The following is a 16,990-nucleotide window of genomic DNA, read 5'->3' on the forward strand; positions in this document are numbered from 1 at the left end:
CTAAAGGGGAAATTTCCCAACCCGCAATCATAAAATCGATAAATCTCACTTCTGCCTTCTGCCTGTGCACTTCTGCCTATATCATTTTATACATGCTCTTTTGTGGCAAAAGCCGCCATGCTCGTTTCATTCGTATATAATTTACTTATATAATTAGTTTAAAGTCCATTATGGCCATCCCTCACCCCTTAATCCCCTAAAGGGGAAATTTCCCAACCCGCAATCATAAAATCGATAAATCTCACTTCTGCCTTCTGCCTGTGCACTTCTGCCTATATCATTTTATACATGTTCTTTTGTGACAAATCTTTTTAGTCATGCTCGTTTTATTTGTATTTAATTTACTTATTTAATTGAATTATTGGTTCTTAAAGTTAGTCATTAGTTCTTTGTGTAACCGGCACTAATGACTATTGACTAATGACTAATCACTAACCACTAATGACTAATCACTAACCACTAAAAACTTCTTCTCCCGGGGCACTTCTGCCTCAACATTACTTTACCATCTCATACAAATCTATTGAATTGTATGACTTTTTGTTATGAAAAATGTCAGGTATTCATATCTCTTTGAATATTTGTTGTTCAAATGTTTTGGCTGCAGGTATGTGGATGAATGGGTGATGGTTTAAATACAATAGTCCGAAGGGGTAATAACTGGCTCATTCTGATGTCTTGTCAATAACTTTTCACTCCTGAAATGGGTGCTTAAGGACTCGATTTGGCACTAAAAATTTTTTGTGTATTTTTTTTGAAAAATATTTGTAAAAATATTAAATTAGGACTCGTAATTAAAGCTCTCCGACAATGGTCCGGAGTCAATCTTTATCTTATGAAATAATGGGTTCTTTTGGTACTAAGTGACGTGTAAGCTGATTGTTTTTTGCTCTTTTTGTTGGGTTAAAAATTAAGTTTTTTAAACCTTTAAAAGAGTTCAGTTATGGCAGATTCTAAAAACAGGGTAATTGTTGAGTTGTATGACTTGGCAATTACCGGGAGAAAAGACGATCGGTTTGGCAGAGTCGTTGTTACCAGGAGACTCAACGAAACCGATCTGGCAAGAATCGCCGAAGAGCGTGGCTCTCCCCTGAGCTCTAATATTTTGCTGACCTCGATGGATATCATGAGGGATGTCGCCAAGGAGCAGATAGGGTATGGTGCCAACGTTACTTTCGGCCTGGGTACTTTCGGACTAAAAGTTAATGGTGTTTTTATTGGCGATAATGCCGGTTGGGATTCTTCCAAGCACTCTCTTTCCGTTGTTGTTTATCCTTCACCCGAATTAAGGGCTTTTGTTAATGATATTGCAGTAGAAGTAAGAGGTATGGCTCCTGCCGCCATGGTAATTAATGCTGTGGTAAATGTCTCTACCAATGAGGAGAATACATCTCTTACTCCGGGTGGAGGTGCTAATGTTTTTGGTAGTGGTATTAAGATTGTCGGCGATGGCGAAGGCGTGGGACTGTCGCTCACCAATGTGCAAACCGGTGATGTGGTTACTATTCCTATGAATTCCATTCTGGTTAATGAACCGTCGCGGGTTTCTTTCATTGTTCCTGCCGATTTGCCATCAGGTGAGTATCAACTGACTATTACTACGCAGTATTCTCCCAGTACTTTATTGAAGGAACCACGTTCCTATACGCTGGAATATGTGCTCACCGTTCAGAATAATGCTTGATGACTAAGTGTTTTAATTGACTTCGGACTATAAAGAGGGCTTAAATATATGGGTTGTCCCGTTTGTTAGCGGGGCAACCTTTTTATTTGTCCTTGTTTTCCGGAACTTTTCTTATCGGGGTGCAAAAAATTTTCTTATCAAGGGAGGGAAAGTTTCCCTCCGAGAGGAGGGAGAGTCTCGCTCCGGGGGGAGGGAATGTCTCACTCCGGGGGGAGGGAAAGTCTCACTCCGAGGGGAGGGAATGTCTCACTCCGAAGGGAGGGAAAGTCTCACTCCGAGGGGAGGGAAAGTCTCACTCCGAGAGGAGGGAATGTCTCACTCCGAAGGGAGGGAAAGTCTCACTCCCTAGCTAGTGAACGTAGCCCTGTAAAAAACAAGGCCTCATTCCCGCCCTTCGGCGGGAATGAGGCCTGTTAATGTTTATATCCGTCCTCTAAATTCCCTGTTTTTTATTTTATATGTTTTGAAAGGTTCTCTTAATATATTGGCAGGAACTTTTGAGGGAAATCCTCGGCCATGAGGTCGTAGATGGTTTCATAGACATCTTCGGCATTGGGGTTGCTGAAGTAGTCTCCATCAGTACCGTAAGCGGGCCGGTGGTCTTTGGCGGTGATGGTCACCGGTCTGTTGGCCAGGTGATAAAATCCTCCTTGTTCTTCTATGACCTTTTGCATCATAAAAGCTGTGGCACCACCGGGAACATCTTCATCGAAGAATACGATACGGTTGGTTTTTTTCAGTGAGTTGAGAATTATTCCCCTAATGTCAAAAGGCAGTAGGGTTTGAACATCAATCAGCTCAACGGAAATACCTGCTTTTTCCAGTTGCTCAACGGCCTCTATGGCTATACGGACACACGATCCGTAGGTAACGAGCGTTACATCGCTACCTTCGCGGATAACTTCGGGTACGCCTAAAGGAATTTTGTACTCACCGAAATTGGCAGGTTGTTTTTCCCGAATACGATATCCGTTAAGAGGTTCGATAACCAGTGCAGGGTCGTCGCCTTCAAGAATGGTATTGTACATTCCTGCTGCACGGGTCATGTCGCGTGGCACACATACATGTACACCACGTATGCTGTTAATGACCATACTCAGAGGTGAGCCGGAGTGCCAGATTCCTTCGAGGCGATGGCCACGTGTACGGACGATGAGCGGCACTTTTTGTCCGCCTTTTGTACGGTAATGGGTTGTGGCCAAATCATCGCTAATCACATGAAGTGCGTAAAGAATGTAGTCGAAATATTGAATTTCGGCGATGGGTCGAAGTCCCCGCAAAGCCAGCCCGATACCTTGCCCTATAATGGTGGCTTCATGAATGCCTGTGTCGCGGACCCGCCACTGTCCGTATTTTTCTTGGAGGCCTTCGAGGGTTCGGTTAACGTCGCCCAGCTTACCGGTATCTTCGCCCAGCGTCAGGATTCGCGGGTTTTTGGCAAACAGGGCATCAAAATTGTCGCGGATAATTTCTCTTCCGGGAACCATTGGCGCATCGTCGGCATACCGGGGCGGTACCGGTTCTACCTTTAGGGGCGAATGGTCTGACTCATCGTACAGGTATTGGTTATATTTTTCTTTCCCCATTCGGAAATAGTCGGCAACCCATTGTTTGAGCCGGTCTTTGAAAGGATCTTGTGAGCTGCACGAAGCACAGGAGTGCCGAAGTATTTTCCTGGCGGCACTGAGAATTTCTTTTCGGTTGAGGGTTACAGCTTTATTCAGGTTATCAATGATAGCCTTTATTTCTTGTTCGCCTTTGGTTCCGCAGTCGCATTTTTTGTTTTGAACCAGTTCTACCAGTTGTCGTCGTTCCTGACGCATGGGGGCCATGTATTCCTTGAAAGCTTCCTTTTGAGCAGAATGAGCTTCGGTGGTAGCCTCTTTTTCGAGCGTGTTGAGGGTTTGGTCATCGGCCAGGTTAGTTTCCAGCAGCCATTGGCGCATTTTAACGATGCAGTCGTTTTCTTTTTCCCATTCCAGCCGCTCTTTGGATTTATATCGCTCATGCGAGCCGGAAGTAGAGTGACCCGTGGGTTGAGTCAATTCTTTAACATGGAACAATACGGGCACATGATTTTGACGACATTGGCTGATACCTTCTTCATACATTTGACAGAGGCCGGCATAATCCCATCCATATCCTTCGAATATGAGGATGCCGTTTTTGTCTTTTTTTTGTTTTTCAAAGCCTCGAAGTGCTTTAGAGATACTGGCCTTAACGGTTTGAAGGTCCACCGGTACCGATATGCCAAATCCGTCATCCCATACCGATACGGCCATGGGAATTTGCAGAACGGCGGCAGCATTCATGGTTTCAAAAAATAAGCCTTCGGAGGTGCTGGAATCACCAATGGTACCAAAAGCCACCTCGTTGCCATTGTTAGAGAATTGCGTAAGATGACTCAGCTCCGGTTGTTGGCGGTAAAGCTTAGAAGCCAGCGCCAACCCCACCAGCCGAGGCATTTGTCCGGCGGTAGGACTGATGTCTGAAGCGGTATTGCCCATGGTTGTTTGTGGGAGCCAGTTACCGTTATCATCAATCAGTCTGGTGCCAAAGTGATTGTTCATGGAACGCCCGCCATTATCGGGGTTAAGGTGTGTCCGGGTTTCGCCATAGAGCATGGCAAAGAACTTTTTAGGGGTAGTCATGCCTGTGGCCAACATAAAGGTTTGATCGCGGTAGTAGCCCGATCGCCAATCTCCTTTTCTGAATTGTTTGGCCATGGCTATTTGAGCAATTTCTTTGCCATCACCAAAGATGCCAAATTTGGCTTTTCCGGTAAGTACTTCCCGTCGAGCGATGAAGCTCATTTGTCGACTGAGAAAAGCCAGTTTGTAGTCGTTAAGCACTTCCTGCCTGAACTCTTCAAACTTAAGAGCTTTGTTTTCTTGGTTGTTGTGGGCAGGATGTTTGATCGGTTTTCTTTCCTTTGATTTTGTTGTGATCATTTCTTTTTTGTTGTGTTGGTTTGGCTCTCCATAAGCAATCCAACATGGCAAAGGTAATTGTTTGATTCGATAATTTAATGGTTTTAACACGGATACTGCTCCCTTTTTGGCAGGCCAAAACAGCATTTGGTTTATTAACAAGGAAGTAAGTGCCAATTCTAAATTTTTGGTGCCTGGTGTTTCGTTCTTAGCGCTTAGTTTTCGCAGGCCTCTGTAAGCATTGCATGGGTGTGAATGTGTCTACAACTAAGGGCTAAGGGTTAATTTGTCTCTTTTGCTTATATCGCTATATGTGTTCTTTTTAAGGCAAACATTTTGGATTGAGCTTCTACTTATTTTTCTTCCAAATGCTGATTCCGAAGTGTTATTTCGGACGTTTTGGGTCTATTCCGTAAAGGTGTAACAGCTGTTTGTTGCGAAACAACCTTTTTATTCGGTTTATGGCAATTTAAAAACAATGTTAATGGGTCTTTGTTGCGTTTTCGAGTTATTACTCAAACAGTATTTGGGTGAAAAATGTTTAATCCCTATCTTTTTTTGTAGCTTTGTCATTAAAATAAGTGATTGCAGATGGTTTCGAAAATTTTTCTTTTAGTGCTGCTAAGCGTGATCTTGCTTGGTGTTATTTTTATTCTTTTTGCGGTACGCATACTATTAAAAAAGAACGGGAAGTTTCCGCATACACATATCGGAGGGAATAAGGAGATGGCTCGTCGTGGCATATACTGTGCCTCCACCGTTGATAAGATGGAGCAGAAGGACCGCCGTCATTTGTTAAAGGAGATTAGGTAGATCAGAGGAAAATTTTCCGGGGTAATGCATTAACGACAAGGTAAGGGTGAGGCAGGGGCCAGGCTTCCCAATCTCATCAATCCCCTCAATCTCATTAATCCTAAAAGAGACATTTGTGTCCGGAATAAAAAATGATTACCTTTGTTGTATAGTAACCAGGTAGCTATTAATCATTAAAAAAGGAAAGAGGAGGATGGTTATGAGTACCATATTAATAATGCTAGTAATAAGTATAGTGTTGGTAGGATTGGCAGTAGCTGGTCTGGCCATCAAAAGTTTTTTTAAGAAAGATGCAACTTTGACCACCTGTAGCGGTGGTTCCTGCAGTTGTGCTTCCGGCGTTGAAAGTTGTGAATTAGAAAGCAAATAAAAACATTTATTGCCGGAAGCCCTTTTCGCCACAAATCATATTCATCGGTTGGTGCCGGATTAATTATCTGCCAGGTATTTTTCAAATCCCGGCGTGTGGATGGTTTTCATACCTTGGGGAGTGTCATAGATAAAATAACCTTCCAATTCGGGGTGTTGAGAAAATAGTTCCATGCTTTTTTCCAATCCCATGACCATACAAGCGGTGGCATAGGCGTCGGCCGTCATGCAGTCGTTGGCGATGACCGATGCACTCAGGAGAGAATGATTAACCGGATTACCGGTTCTCGGGTCGATGGTATGGGCATATTTGATACCTGTATTTTCGTCGATATAGAACTGCCGGTAATTACCACTAGTAGCCAAGGCTTTTCCGGAAAGATTGACGACGGTTTGAATTTGGCGGTTTGAGGCTGCCGGGTCGTCAATGGGCTTGTCGATACCTACTCTCCAAGGCTTGCTTTGAGGATTGTGGCCTTTAGAATAAACCTCACCTCCAATTTCCACCAGATAATTGGCACATCCATTTATTTCCAGAACTTTAGCGGCAATGTCGACACCGTATCCTTTTGCGATGGCCGATGCATCGATCATTAAACCGGGTTTTAGCTTAATCAGCGAGTCGCCCCGTAACAGAACCTTTTGCATTCCTACCAAAGAGGTTAAGGAATCGAGAAGGTGGGGCGTAATGGTTTGTTTTTTTGAGAAACCAAATCCCCAGGCATTTACCAGTGGGGCAACAGTCATGTCGAAAGCGCCATCGGTGGCTTTGGTAATGGCCTGAGCTGCTTCAACCACGGTTTTAAAATGGTGGTTGGTAACAGCGATGCCCTTATCCGATTGATTAAAACGGGAGATTACAGATGCAGAATCATAGGTTGAAAGGGCGTGGTTGACAGAATCCAATGCCTGGAGGACGGCTGCCTGCAGGTCTTTACCGCCGGGGCTTTCATACACCAGGTGGTAGTAGGTGCCGAATACGGCTCCCTGGTTTTTTATCCATTTTTCTTTTGGAGCACATGATACAACCATCAAAAGTATGAAGGTGGAGGAAACAATAACCCGGGTGAGTGAAAAAGGATGCTTTTTCATTTTGTAGGAAATTAAGAGGTTTTAATGGGTCTATGACCTTTGGATTGTATTGCCCTGATGAGTCAGGTTAAAAGGCCGCAAAAGGCTAAAAAAGATGTCGCTTCATGGAAATATTAATGGCTGCATCAGCTATCCTGTATGACAAAAATAAGAGACAGGATAGGGGAAGATTGGCTTAATAAGCGCCTTAAAGCTTCTATGAAGCGACGAGAAAAAAACCCACGAACCATTTAATAAATGAAGCAGGTTCATGGGTTTATCAGTGCTGTTTTAGGATCCAAAGTCGTCAAACATAATCATTTCATCGGGAACCCCTAAATCGTAAAGCATTTTCTGAACGGCAGCAATCATCATTGGCGGCCCGCAAAGATAATATTCTATTTCTTCGGGTTCTTCATGTTTGCTGAGGTACTCCTCGAAGATAACCGAGTGAATGAATCCTGTGGGTCCGTCCCAGTTATCTTCGGGCAGTGGTTCAGAAAGGGCAATGGTGAACTTAAAGTTGTCGAAATTCTTTTCGATGTTGTGGAAATCATCATAGTAGAAGATTTCTCTTTTAGAGCGTGCACCATACCAGAAAGAGACCTTACGGTCGGTTTTAAGGGTATGGAACAGGTGGAATATGTGTGAGCGCATGGGTGCCATACCTGCACCACCGCCAATAAACATCATTTCACGGTTGGTGTCTTTCAGGAAGAATTCGCCGTAAGGTCCGGAAATGGTTACCTTGTCACCGGGTTTGCGGGAGAAGATATAAGAAGAGCAAACACCCGGGTTAACCTTTTGGAATCCACCGTTAACGCGGTCGAAGGGCGGGGTAGCTATCCGCACATTGAGCATGATGATGTTATTCTCGGCGGGATGGTTGGCCATAGAATAAGCCCTAAAAGTGGGTTCCGGATTATGCATCTTGAGGTCAAACATTTTGTATTTTTCCCAGTCGCCACGGAACTCTTCTTCCACTTCGATATCTTTGAAATCAACATCGATTTTAGGAACATCAATCTGGATATAACCTCCCGATTTGAAATCGAGCGTTTCGTTTTCGGGGAGCTGTACCACAAACTCTTTAATAAAGGTTGCCACATTTTTATTGGAGAGAACAGTACATTCCCATTTCTTGATACCCAGTATTTCCTGCGGGATTTCCATTTTAATGTTGTCTCTCACCTTAACCTGACAGGCCAGGCGCCAGTCCTGCATCTGTTCTTTGCGGGTAAAGTGTCCTGTTTCGGTAGGCAGTATAGAGCCGGCCCCTTCGTGGACCTGACAACGACACATGGCGCATGTACCCCCACCGCCGCAGGCTGAGGGCAAGAAAATTTTATTATTACCTAAAGCAGTAAGCAAGGTTTGTCCACTATCTACTTCCAGCGTCTTTTCTCCATTGTTAATGTCGATGGTTACTTTCCCCTGCGGGGTAAGTTTTTTCTTGGCAAACAGAAGAATCGAAACCAACAATATGATCACCGTCAGAAAGACAACAGCACTGGTTACGATTACTTGTGTGGAAATAACTAATATATTCATTTTAGAGTGCTCTTTTTTTAAAGTTGAATACCCATGAAACTCATAAATGCTATACCCATCAATCCGGTAATGATGAAGGTAATGCCGAGGCCGCGCAACGGAGCCGGTACATCGGAATACCTGATTTTTTCACGTATGGCGGCAATACCAACGATGGCCAAAAGCCAGCCTACACCCGAACCGAATCCAAAGACGGCAGCTTCGCCAATGTTGGCATAAGCCCGCTCTTGCATGAAGAGTGATCCACCAAGGATGGCGCAGTTAACGGCTATCAATGGGAGGAAAATTCCCAATGAAGTATAAAGGGCCGGCGCAAACTTTTCAACAATCATTTCCACCAGCTGCACCATAGAGGCGATGACGGCAATAAACATGATAAAGCTTAAGAAGCTGAGGTTGATATCTTCAAACCCTTCGCCCAGCCAGCTCAACGCTCCTTCTTTCAAGATGTAATTCTCTAACAGGTAGTTGACGGGTACGGTGATGCTTAATACAAATACAACGGCAATACCAAGACCAAATGAGGTCTTCACGGTTTTGGATACTGCCAGATAGGAACACATGCCTAAGAAGTAGGCAAAAATCATGTTCTCTATGAAAATGGACTTTACAAATATATTTAGCAGATTTTCCATTGCTCTTATTAATTATACATGATTTTACTATTTTTTTAACGATATATTATCCTATGGGATAGAGGTCTTAAGCAGGTTAACTGGCATCAATTAAATCCTTATTTCGACTTCTTTGCACCCAGATGATAATACCTACCGTTATCAATGCCATTGGCGGCAGGATCATTAATCCGTTATTAACATATCCGGCGTTATAGAGCGCATCGGGAATAATCTGTATTTCACCAATGCCGGGGAGGGTAAGATTACCTGTTCCCAGTAATTCGCGGAAGAAAGCAACAATCACCAGAATAAGTCCATAGCCGGCACCGTTACCTAAACCATCGAGAACCGAAGGCCAGGGTTTGTTGCCCAATGCAAAAGCTTCGAGCCTACCCATGATGATACAGTTGGTAATTATCAATCCCACGAAAACCGATAACTGTTTGCTTACTTCATAGGCAAAAGCTTTCAGTACCTGGTCGACTAATATAACCAATGAAGCAACAATGGTCAGCTGAACAATGATACGAATACGCGACGGGATGGTATTTCGTAACAGAGATATAATAAGGTTTGAAAAGATCAGGACAAAGATCACTGAAAGCGACATGACGATAGCCGGTTCCAGTTTGGCTGTGACCGCCAGAGCCGAACAGATTCCCAACACCTGAACGGTAATGGGGTTTTGGCTTCCCAGCGGATTGGTTAACAATTTAAGGTTCTTCGATGAGAACAAAGGTTCTTTTTCACTACTCATAGTTCTCCTGTTTTATTTTTTTAAAAATGCTTCGTAACCTTTAAAATAATCTTTCAGCATGTTTTCCACACCACGGCTGGTAATGGTACCTCCCGAGATAGCATCGACCTGGTGTGGTGCCTCATCGGGTGCTCCCCCTTTGACCACAGCCACAGAAACCAGATTTCCGCTTTCATCGAAAATGGTTTTTCCTTTGAACTGTTGCTGAAACGCTTCGGTAGCAATTTCGGCACCCAATCCGGGTGTTTCACCTTTGTGAGAAAAGGTTGTACCGAAAATGGTGTTTTTATCGGCATTAAGGGCAATATACCCCCAAATGGGTCCCCAGAGACCGGTACCTCTGACGGGCAGGATGTATTTGACATCGCCGTTGTCGAGGTGGCATTCGTAAACCGGGTATTGACGTTCGGTCAGTGGTTTTCGGATTTCTACACTAAGGTCTACATCGAAAGCCGTTTTAGCATCGGCTTCTTGTCGTTGACCGTCGTACGAAACGATAAAAACATTGTCACCTATATATTTCTGATATTTTTCGGCCACATCGGCTGTTGTGGTTTGGATGTTTACCGATCTGAGAATATCAGCCATTTTAGACTCTTCTTCATTTTTTTTCTGGATGGGTCGTAGTGCTTCCGATACAAAAGCCAGCAATGTAGCCACCACTATTACCATCACTGAAGCATAGAGAAAAGTATATTTATTTCCTTGTCTGTCCATTGTTTCAAATGTTATGCGGTTATACTTGCTCTTTTCAGACGACGTCTGATGTTGCTTTCAACAATAAAATGGTCAATCAGTGGTGCAAAAGTGTTCATCAGGAGGATGGCCAACATCACCCCTTCGGGATAAGCAGGGTTGAACACCCTGATCATGATACTTAACACACCGATAAGAAAGCCATAAATGTATTTCCCTTTATTGGTTCGGGTAGCCGAAACGGGATCGGTAGCCATGAAAACGGCACCAAAGGCGAAACCGCCGAGTACCAGATGATGCCATGCGGGGATTTGCATCAGCGGTGTAGAACCTATGGCATTAAAGCCTAAGGCCATCAGGAAACCTCCCACAAAGACCGAGAGCATAATGCGCCAGCTACCAACACCTGTATAAATAAGGATAGCAGCACCAATGAGTATTGCCAACGTTGAGGTTTCACCAATAGAACCGGGAATGAAACCCAGGAAACTATCGATGAACGAGTATTTGTCGATATCACCGGTAGTAACGGCAGCACCTAAAGCGGTGGCACCGGAAAACCCGTCGACAATACCTTCACCTTGGGATAGTCCGCTAATCCAGATGGTATCTCCCGACATATAGGCGGGATAAGCAAAAAATAAAAAAGCCCTGGCTAATAGGGCGGGATTCCAGATATTCATACCGGTACCACCGAATACTTCTTTGCCAATAATAACGGCAAAAGCGGTAGCTACGAAAACCATCCACAGCGGGATATCTACCGGCAGTACCAGAGGTATAAGCATCCCGGTAACCAGAAAACCTTCGTTAACTTCGTGACCGCGAATTTGTGCGAAGATAAATTCAATGGTCAGTCCGGTGACGTAGGATACAACTAAAATCGGGAAGACTTTCAAAAAGCCGTGGCCAACCATGGGCCAGAAGTCGGGTTGCTGTCCTGTGGCCAGAAAGTGCTGGTATCCGGCGTTCCAGATGCCGAAAAGTAAGGCCGGTATCAGGGCAATAACAACCGTAGCCATGGTACGTTTCATGTCCATGGCATCACGCACATGCACTCCGTTCTTATTGGTTGTATTCGGGACAAATAGGAGCGTCTCGAATGCTTCGAATGTGGATTGCAGTTTTTCATATTTCCCCCCTTTTTCGAAGTGGGGTTTAATCTTATCGATATAATTTCGTAATGCCTTCATTCGAAAGTATTTGTTTGTTTTTTTATCGAGCTAATATTAAAAATTAAAACCTATAAAAAAGATTAAACAACTTACCCCAGCTCTTTAATCATTAAGTCAATGCCTTTGCGAAGTATCTTTTGCAAGTTCATTTTCGAGGGGCAAACAAATTCGCAAAGGGCAACATCTTCTTCCGCAAGCTCATAAATGCCCAGTTGTTCCATTTTGTCAATATCCTCGACCAGAATGGATTTAAACAACTGTTCGGGCAGAATGTCCATGGGGAGTACTTTTTCGTAGACACCAGATACCACGAAAGGTCGTACACCACCCATCATATTGGCATTAAGTCGGTACTCTTTATTAGGCGCGAGCCAGCTGAAGTAGGACCGTGAAATACTAAATTTACCGAATCCGGGTTTAGCCCACCCCATGAATTCGAACTCATCACCTTCGGGGATGGCTGTAATTTGGGAATGGTAAAATCCGAGAAAACCGTCGTCGTTGATTTGGGTTCCTGTGAGTACATTACCGCTGATTATGCGTACATGCTCTTCAGTATTAAGGTTGTCGTTAAGATAGGGCTTAACGCATGCACCAAGAATGGTTTTGTAATAAGCGGGTTTTTTGATTTCGGAACCGGCAACCACAATAGTACGAGAGAAATCATGCTTACCGGTGGTAAAAAGTTTACCAATGGTAGCCACCTCCTGTGGTTGAATGGTCCATACCACCTCTCCTTTGTTGATAGGCATAACATGATGAATTTGTACACCCACATTACCGGCGGGATGGGGTCCGTTGAACCGGTGGATCTTAACCCCTTTTGTATTGACAAAAAGCTTTGAAGCAGCCTGGGCATTGATACCGATGTGTATGTTATCACAAAGCGTTTTAAGCACATCAATACCAGCCTGAAATTCTTTTTCCTTACCGGTCATTATGAAATCATAATCCGGTGCAAGAGGAGCACTGTCGAAAGCGGAGATGAAAATAGCTTTGGGCGCATCATCTTTTTTAGCCAGGATATTATATGGTCTTCTCAGTAAATAAGGCCATGCACCTGCTTCCTGTAACTTTGCCACCACCGCATCCCTGCTCAAAGTAGATAAGTCTTCTGCCCCGAAGTCGATAGTGTCGTTTGTTCCGTCCGATTGAATGACCACTTCCAGAATTTTTCTGCGTTCACCGCGGATCACACTCTTGAGTTGGCCGCTAACGGGCGAAACAAATTTCACATCGGGCTGGTTCTTGTCGAAAAACAATACCGAGCCAGCTTTTACTTTCTCCCCTTCTTTGACCACCATCTTAGGCACCACGCCGTGAAAATCGGTGGGCTTAATGGCAAACAAATCGGGTAATTGGGCCTGTCCAAAGACTTTGTCAGACTTGCCTTTGAGCGGGATATCCAATCCTTTTTTTATTTTGATTACCTCAGACATGTTTTATAAACGGTTTTGAATTTGCCTGCAAAAATAGTTAAATTTATCACTTTAGAGTATTAAATGGGAAAATGAAACCACTTAAAAATGAGCATTTATAACTTTTTCACATTGCCCAAACAAATTGTAGGGGACTTTGGTTCTCTATATTTGCGTAAAAATTTCTTTAATTTTTGGGTGGTTATTTTTTTGTTGGGACCTACATTGGTGACAGCTCGTACATTAAAGGATATTTCCGACCCTGAAAAAACTGATGAAAATATAAAAACGGTACTATTCCACCGGACAGGTTGGCCCATGTCATATCCATTTATTGAGTTAAATTCTGGTCAATCTTTAACGCTTTCTTTTGATGAGTTGGGTACGGAGATAAAAAATTACTATTATACCGTTGAACTTTGCGATGCCGACTGGCAGCCATCTGTATTGATGCGGACGGAATATTTCCGGGGGAATGATATGGTTCCTGTAGAAATATTTCGACGTTCGTTTAATACAACCTTTGATTATGTGCATTATGAACTGGAATTTCCCAATGAAGAAATCCGGCTGCTTGTGTCAGGCAATTATTTAGTAAAAGTATTCGAAAACGGGAATCGAGAAGAACCGGTGATTATTCGGCGCTTTTGGGTTACTGAACAAGCTGTTAGTATTAATGCCGAAGTTAAATATACCATGTTTTCATCGGACCGTTCCAATTATCAGGAAATAGATTTTGAGGTACAACATCCTGGCATAAATATCATGGATCCGGCCAACGAAGTAAATGTAACGATAATTCAAAACGGTAGAGTTGATAATGCCATACGCGGTTTACGGCCTCTGTTTTATGGTAACGGCGTGATGGATTTTAATTATAACCGGGAAGTGGTGTTTGAAGGTGGAAATGAGTTCCGATGGGTAGACTTAAGGAGTTTTCGTTTTCAGTCGGACCATGTGAAAGATATTGTTTATTCTGACCCTTTTTATCATATTCAGGTCTTTCCAGACCAACCACGCAGTAAGAAGCCGTATTATTACCATGAAGATTTTAATGGTCGATATTATATTGATGTGCAAGAGGAAGAAGATGCAGAGGTATCGGCCGATTATGCCTTCGTTCATTTTTCGTTTAAGTGGGAGCCCCCCTTAAACCAAACCGAAGTATATATGACCGGTGGCTTGACCAACTGGAAACTCGACCAGCGGGCAAAAATGATATATGACTATGATGACCATTTGTATCATTTAACATTGTTGTTGAAACAAGGTTATTATAACTATCAGTATGTAGTTAAAAAAGGAATGTCTGAGGGAAAGACAACGGTAATACCTTCGGAAGGTAGTTTTGGTCGTGCCGAAAATGATTATTTGATATTGGTCTATTATCGTCCTGTTGGTCAGAGATATGATCGTTTGATAGGTTTGCAGATAGTTAATTCGGTCAATAAATCCGGTTAGCCATAGTATCCACTTTTTTTGAAGCGACTATAGCCGTAACCATAACCATATTGAGAAAGAGAGTTGTAACCCTTCGGCGTTGTTATATCATTCATTAAAATACCTGTTTTATTGAGCCGTCCTGCTTCAACCAGATGATTGAGGAAATTAATGGCATGTTTTCGTGAAAATTTTTGTCGGACCACAAAAATGGTCAGTTCAGCCATTCTTGTGATAAGCAAGGTATCGGACACGAGAGCCAGCGGCGGCGTGTCGAGAATAATTACATCGAATTGTTCTTTAGCGGTTTTTATGAAATTGTCCATCTTATCGGACTGTATAAGTTCTGCCGGGTTTGGCGGGATAGGCCCGGAAGGGACAACACTAAGGCCTTTAATGTCCGACTCTTTAACCACCTGTTCGAAGGAAGAGGTGCCCAGTAAATAGTTGCTAAGGCCGTTAATGTTTTCAATCATAAATTCTTTGTGGGTACGCGGTTTTCTGAGGTCCAGTCCCACGACAAGCACTTTTTTGCCGGTAATGGCTATAATAGCCCCCAGGTTAGCCGCGCAAAAAGACTTTCCTTCGCCCGATACGGAAGAGGTGACGGCAATAACGGGGGAGGGGATGTTTTTCCCTATCATAAAATCAATATTGGTTCTAAGCGCTCTGAACGATTCGGCCAAAGGCGAAGAAGGATGTTGTATAACGGGGATTTTTTCGTCGTATCGATTGTGTTCAATATATCCCAATAAGGGAATTGAAGTATGCTCTTCAACAACATAGTTACTGTTGATACGGGTATTAAGATTGTCGCCAATAATTAAACCTAAAGCGGGAATGATAAGCCCCAGGAATGCGGCGATAATAAGGTTGGCCGTTGGCTTTGGCGTTGTTTGATAGGTATTGCGCACAAAGGCGGGATCAATAATTTTGTGGTCCGGAATATTGGATGCCAGGGCAATTCCGGCTTCGGCACGTTTTTGTAATAAGAAAGTGTAAATGTTATCGTTGAGTTGGAAGTCCCGCTGAATATTAATGTATTTTCTTTCGGTTCCCGGAAGTTTTTGAATTTGTTGGTTTACCTCTTCAATTTGTTGATTGATTTGTTCCATTTCAATTTCAGAGGTGTTAATAATATTGCGGACATTTTCGATAAGCGAATGGCGAATGGATTCAATTTCGCTGTTGATTTGGCGTACCTGCGGACTGGTTTCGCGGGTGGTCATTAACAGTCGGTTACGTGTGGCGTATGCTTCGGCCAGGTTAGTTACCAGACGATTAAGCGACTGGTCTGAGATGCCCATTGTAGAAGGAACTATGATATCGTTAAATTCGGTTTTGGTTTGGATATAATCGTAGAGATACTCAAAATATTTGAGCATTCGCTGCAAGTTACTTTTTTCGGTAACGAGAGCTTCGAGTTTTTCCATGGCAAAATTGCCTTCGGTGCTGATGTTGATGAGTTTGTTTTGGGAGCGGAATTTCTGAAAGTCCGACTCAGCTGCTTGCAAAGAATCGGAAATGCCACTGATTTGGTTATCGATAAATTGTATAGTGGCGTTGGCAATGCGGTTTTTTTCTTCCAACCCACTTTCGATGAATGAACGTGTATGTTGATTAAGGAAGTCGGCAACCAATTTGGGGTGGGTGTCCTCTAAGCTTAATTCCAGAATTGAGGCATCATCAAAGTAAAAGTTCACTTTCAGTTTTTGAGCGTATTGAGCGGCTAACTTTTCGATGTCAAGAAAAATAAAACTGAAATCATTCTTAATTAAACTTGATTTGTTTGCCTGAAATTGCCGGTTTGCTTCATCCCGCCAATGAATCGAAAAAGAGAAATAAGGGTTGTTAATGATTTGTCCAAATTGTAATGTGTCGATTTCTGAAAATTCTATATCGTTAATGGTGGTTTTGACTTCGAGAACATATTTGTCTTGAGAAAGAATATGGACAAAAAAAGGAATATCTTTAAGTATTCGGTTTCCGGAGAAGTTTTTTACCACGATAGGTGAATCTTGATAAATATTACGCGCCAGGGCATTTATGCGCCATTTGCCCAGCATGCGTGGCATTTTAAAGTAACTGACTTTTAAGTCGAGGGTTTCTAATGTACGTTTAGCCAGGGAGTATGATTTTAGGATGCCAATTTGATTCCGGATATTATCGCGAGTGTCGAAGGATAGGTCTTGAATTAAGGCTTGCGCACCAATGGGTTTGGTTTGTTCAGAACGAATCAGGAGTGTAGTACTGCCTTTGTAAAGCGGGTGAGAAAAATGGTTAATAACGACTGCAATGGCGATAAAGAAAAGCAAATTAAAGAGAAATAAATACCACTTTCCGGAAAATCGGGCAATCAGTTTGGAAAAGTCCTGAGAATGTTTTCCGGAAAAGGAATCGGTTTCCGTGCTGACAGTTTTTATAGATTGGTTTTGTTTCATAACTATCATGTGGTTTTAAGGGCTTCTG

At 43.0% G+C, this 16,990-nt stretch carries 12 protein-coding genes; 3 read left to right on the forward strand and 9 right to left on the reverse strand.

The window, feature by feature from the left end:
* Positions 1 to 943: 943 nt before the first annotated feature.
* Positions 944 to 1,684 (forward strand): DUF4469 domain-containing protein, encoded by a 741-nt coding sequence (locus tag BM130_RS09905; RefSeq protein ID WP_010526032.1) that lies wholly within the window; start codon positions 944 to 946, stop codon positions 1,682 to 1,684.
* Positions 1,685 to 2,160: 476 nt separating this feature from the next.
* Here BM130_RS09905 and BM130_RS09915 read toward each other — a convergent pair whose 3' ends face one another.
* The gene (locus BM130_RS09915; protein WP_044138290.1) at positions 2,161 to 4,635 is read right to left on the reverse strand and encodes an alpha-ketoacid dehydrogenase subunit alpha/beta; all 2,475 of its coding nucleotides are present in this window, start codon (positions 4,633 to 4,635) and stop codon (positions 2,161 to 2,163) included.
* 991 nt (positions 4,636 to 5,626) lie between these two features.
* Between BM130_RS09915 and BM130_RS15440 the strand changes: the two genes are divergently transcribed.
* On the forward strand, positions 5,627 to 5,797 hold the full coding sequence (locus BM130_RS15440) for a hypothetical protein (RefSeq protein WP_169313092.1): 171 nt from the start codon (positions 5,627 to 5,629) through the stop codon (positions 5,795 to 5,797).
* 59 nt (positions 5,798 to 5,856) lie between these two features.
* Here BM130_RS15440 and BM130_RS09925 read toward each other — a convergent pair whose 3' ends face one another.
* The 7 genes from BM130_RS09925 to BM130_RS09955 form a co-directional block, all read right to left on the reverse strand.
* Positions 5,857 to 6,888 (reverse strand): FAD:protein FMN transferase, encoded by a 1,032-nt coding sequence (locus BM130_RS09925; protein WP_010526035.1) that lies wholly within the window; start codon positions 6,886 to 6,888, stop codon positions 5,857 to 5,859.
* Positions 6,889 to 7,158: 270 nt separating this feature from the next.
* Entirely contained in the window at positions 7,159 to 8,418 is a 1,260-nt protein-coding gene (nqrF, locus tag BM130_RS09930; protein WP_010526036.1) for an NADH:ubiquinone reductase (Na(+)-transporting) subunit F, read from the reverse strand.
* Positions 8,419 to 8,435: 17 nt separating this feature from the next.
* Positions 8,436 to 9,053: an NADH:ubiquinone reductase (Na(+)-transporting) subunit E gene (nqrE, locus tag BM130_RS09935; protein ID WP_010526037.1), complete on the reverse strand. Its 618-nt coding sequence runs from the start codon at positions 9,051 to 9,053 to the stop codon at positions 8,436 to 8,438.
* 76 nt (positions 9,054 to 9,129) lie between these two features.
* Complete coding sequence (locus tag BM130_RS09940) at positions 9,130 to 9,792, reverse strand: NADH:ubiquinone reductase (Na(+)-transporting) subunit D (protein ID WP_010526038.1); 663 nt, start codon at positions 9,790 to 9,792, stop codon at positions 9,130 to 9,132.
* Positions 9,793 to 9,804: 12 nt separating this feature from the next.
* A complete protein-coding gene (gene nqrC, locus BM130_RS09945; RefSeq protein WP_010526039.1) occupies positions 9,805 to 10,509 on the reverse strand; it encodes an NADH:ubiquinone reductase (Na(+)-transporting) subunit C in 705 nt (234 codons plus the stop codon).
* Positions 10,510 to 10,520: 11 nt separating this feature from the next.
* Positions 10,521 to 11,681, reverse strand: a complete 1,161-nt coding sequence (locus BM130_RS09950) for an NADH:ubiquinone reductase (Na(+)-transporting) subunit B (RefSeq protein ID WP_010526040.1) — start codon at positions 11,679 to 11,681, stop codon at positions 10,521 to 10,523.
* Positions 11,682 to 11,752: 71 nt separating this feature from the next.
* A complete protein-coding gene (locus BM130_RS09955) occupies positions 11,753 to 13,102 on the reverse strand; it encodes a Na(+)-translocating NADH-quinone reductase subunit A (RefSeq protein WP_010526041.1) in 1,350 nt (449 codons plus the stop codon).
* 87 nt (positions 13,103 to 13,189) lie between these two features.
* On the opposite strand from BM130_RS09955, the gene BM130_RS09960 reads away from it, so the two are divergent.
* A complete protein-coding gene (locus tag BM130_RS09960; protein ID WP_010526042.1) occupies positions 13,190 to 14,542 on the forward strand; it encodes a type IX secretion system plug protein in 1,353 nt (450 codons plus the stop codon).
* Here the strand turns inward: BM130_RS09960 and BM130_RS09965 are convergent.
* Positions 14,539 to 16,962 carry a GumC family protein gene (locus BM130_RS09965; protein ID WP_010526043.1) on the reverse strand — a complete coding sequence of 808 codons (2,424 nt, stop codon included), beginning with the start codon at positions 16,960 to 16,962 and terminating at the stop codon, positions 14,539 to 14,541. The two genes, BM130_RS09960 and BM130_RS09965, sit on opposite strands and share 4 nt — an antisense overlap.
* Positions 16,963 to 16,990: the final 28 nt, after the last annotated feature.

The organism is Thermophagus xiamenensis (assembly GCF_900112795.1).
In the GTDB taxonomy this organism is placed as follows: Bacteria; Bacteroidota; Bacteroidia; order Bacteroidales; family Marinilabiliaceae; genus Thermophagus; species Thermophagus xiamenensis.

What these genes read in the sequence shown, in the direction of transcription:
- nqrC (WP_010526039.1), bottom strand. Translation starts at nt 10,509, where the DNA reads ATGGACAGACAAGGAAATAAATATACTTTTCTCTATGCTTCAGTGATG.
- nqrF (WP_010526036.1), bottom strand. Translation starts at nt 8,418, where the DNA reads ATGAATATATTAGTTATTTCCACACAAGTAATCGTAACCAGTGCTGTT.
- BM130_RS09960 (WP_010526042.1), top strand. Translation starts at nt 13,190, where the DNA reads ATGAGCATTTATAACTTTTTCACATTGCCCAAACAAATTGTAGGGGAC.
- BM130_RS15440 (WP_169313092.1), top strand. Translation starts at nt 5,627, where the DNA reads ATGAGTACCATATTAATAATGCTAGTAATAAGTATAGTGTTGGTAGGA.
- BM130_RS09915 (WP_044138290.1), bottom strand. Translation starts at nt 4,635, where the DNA reads ATGATCACAACAAAATCAAAGGAAAGAAAACCGATCAAACATCCTGCC.
- BM130_RS09925 (WP_010526035.1), bottom strand. Translation starts at nt 6,888, where the DNA reads ATGAAAAAGCATCCTTTTTCACTCACCCGGGTTATTGTTTCCTCCACC.
- nqrE (WP_010526037.1), bottom strand. Translation starts at nt 9,053, where the DNA reads ATGGAAAATCTGCTAAATATATTTGTAAAGTCCATTTTCATAGAGAAC.
- BM130_RS09955 (WP_010526041.1), bottom strand. Translation starts at nt 13,102, where the DNA reads ATGTCTGAGGTAATCAAAATAAAAAAAGGATTGGATATCCCGCTCAAA.
- BM130_RS09905 (WP_010526032.1), top strand. Translation starts at nt 944, where the DNA reads ATGGCAGATTCTAAAAACAGGGTAATTGTTGAGTTGTATGACTTGGCA.
- BM130_RS09965 (WP_010526043.1), bottom strand. Translation starts at nt 16,962, where the DNA reads ATGAAACAAAACCAATCTATAAAAACTGTCAGCACGGAAACCGATTCC.
- BM130_RS09950 (WP_010526040.1), bottom strand. Translation starts at nt 11,681, where the DNA reads ATGAAGGCATTACGAAATTATATCGATAAGATTAAACCCCACTTCGAA.
- BM130_RS09940 (WP_010526038.1), bottom strand. Translation starts at nt 9,792, where the DNA reads ATGAGTAGTGAAAAAGAACCTTTGTTCTCATCGAAGAACCTTAAATTG.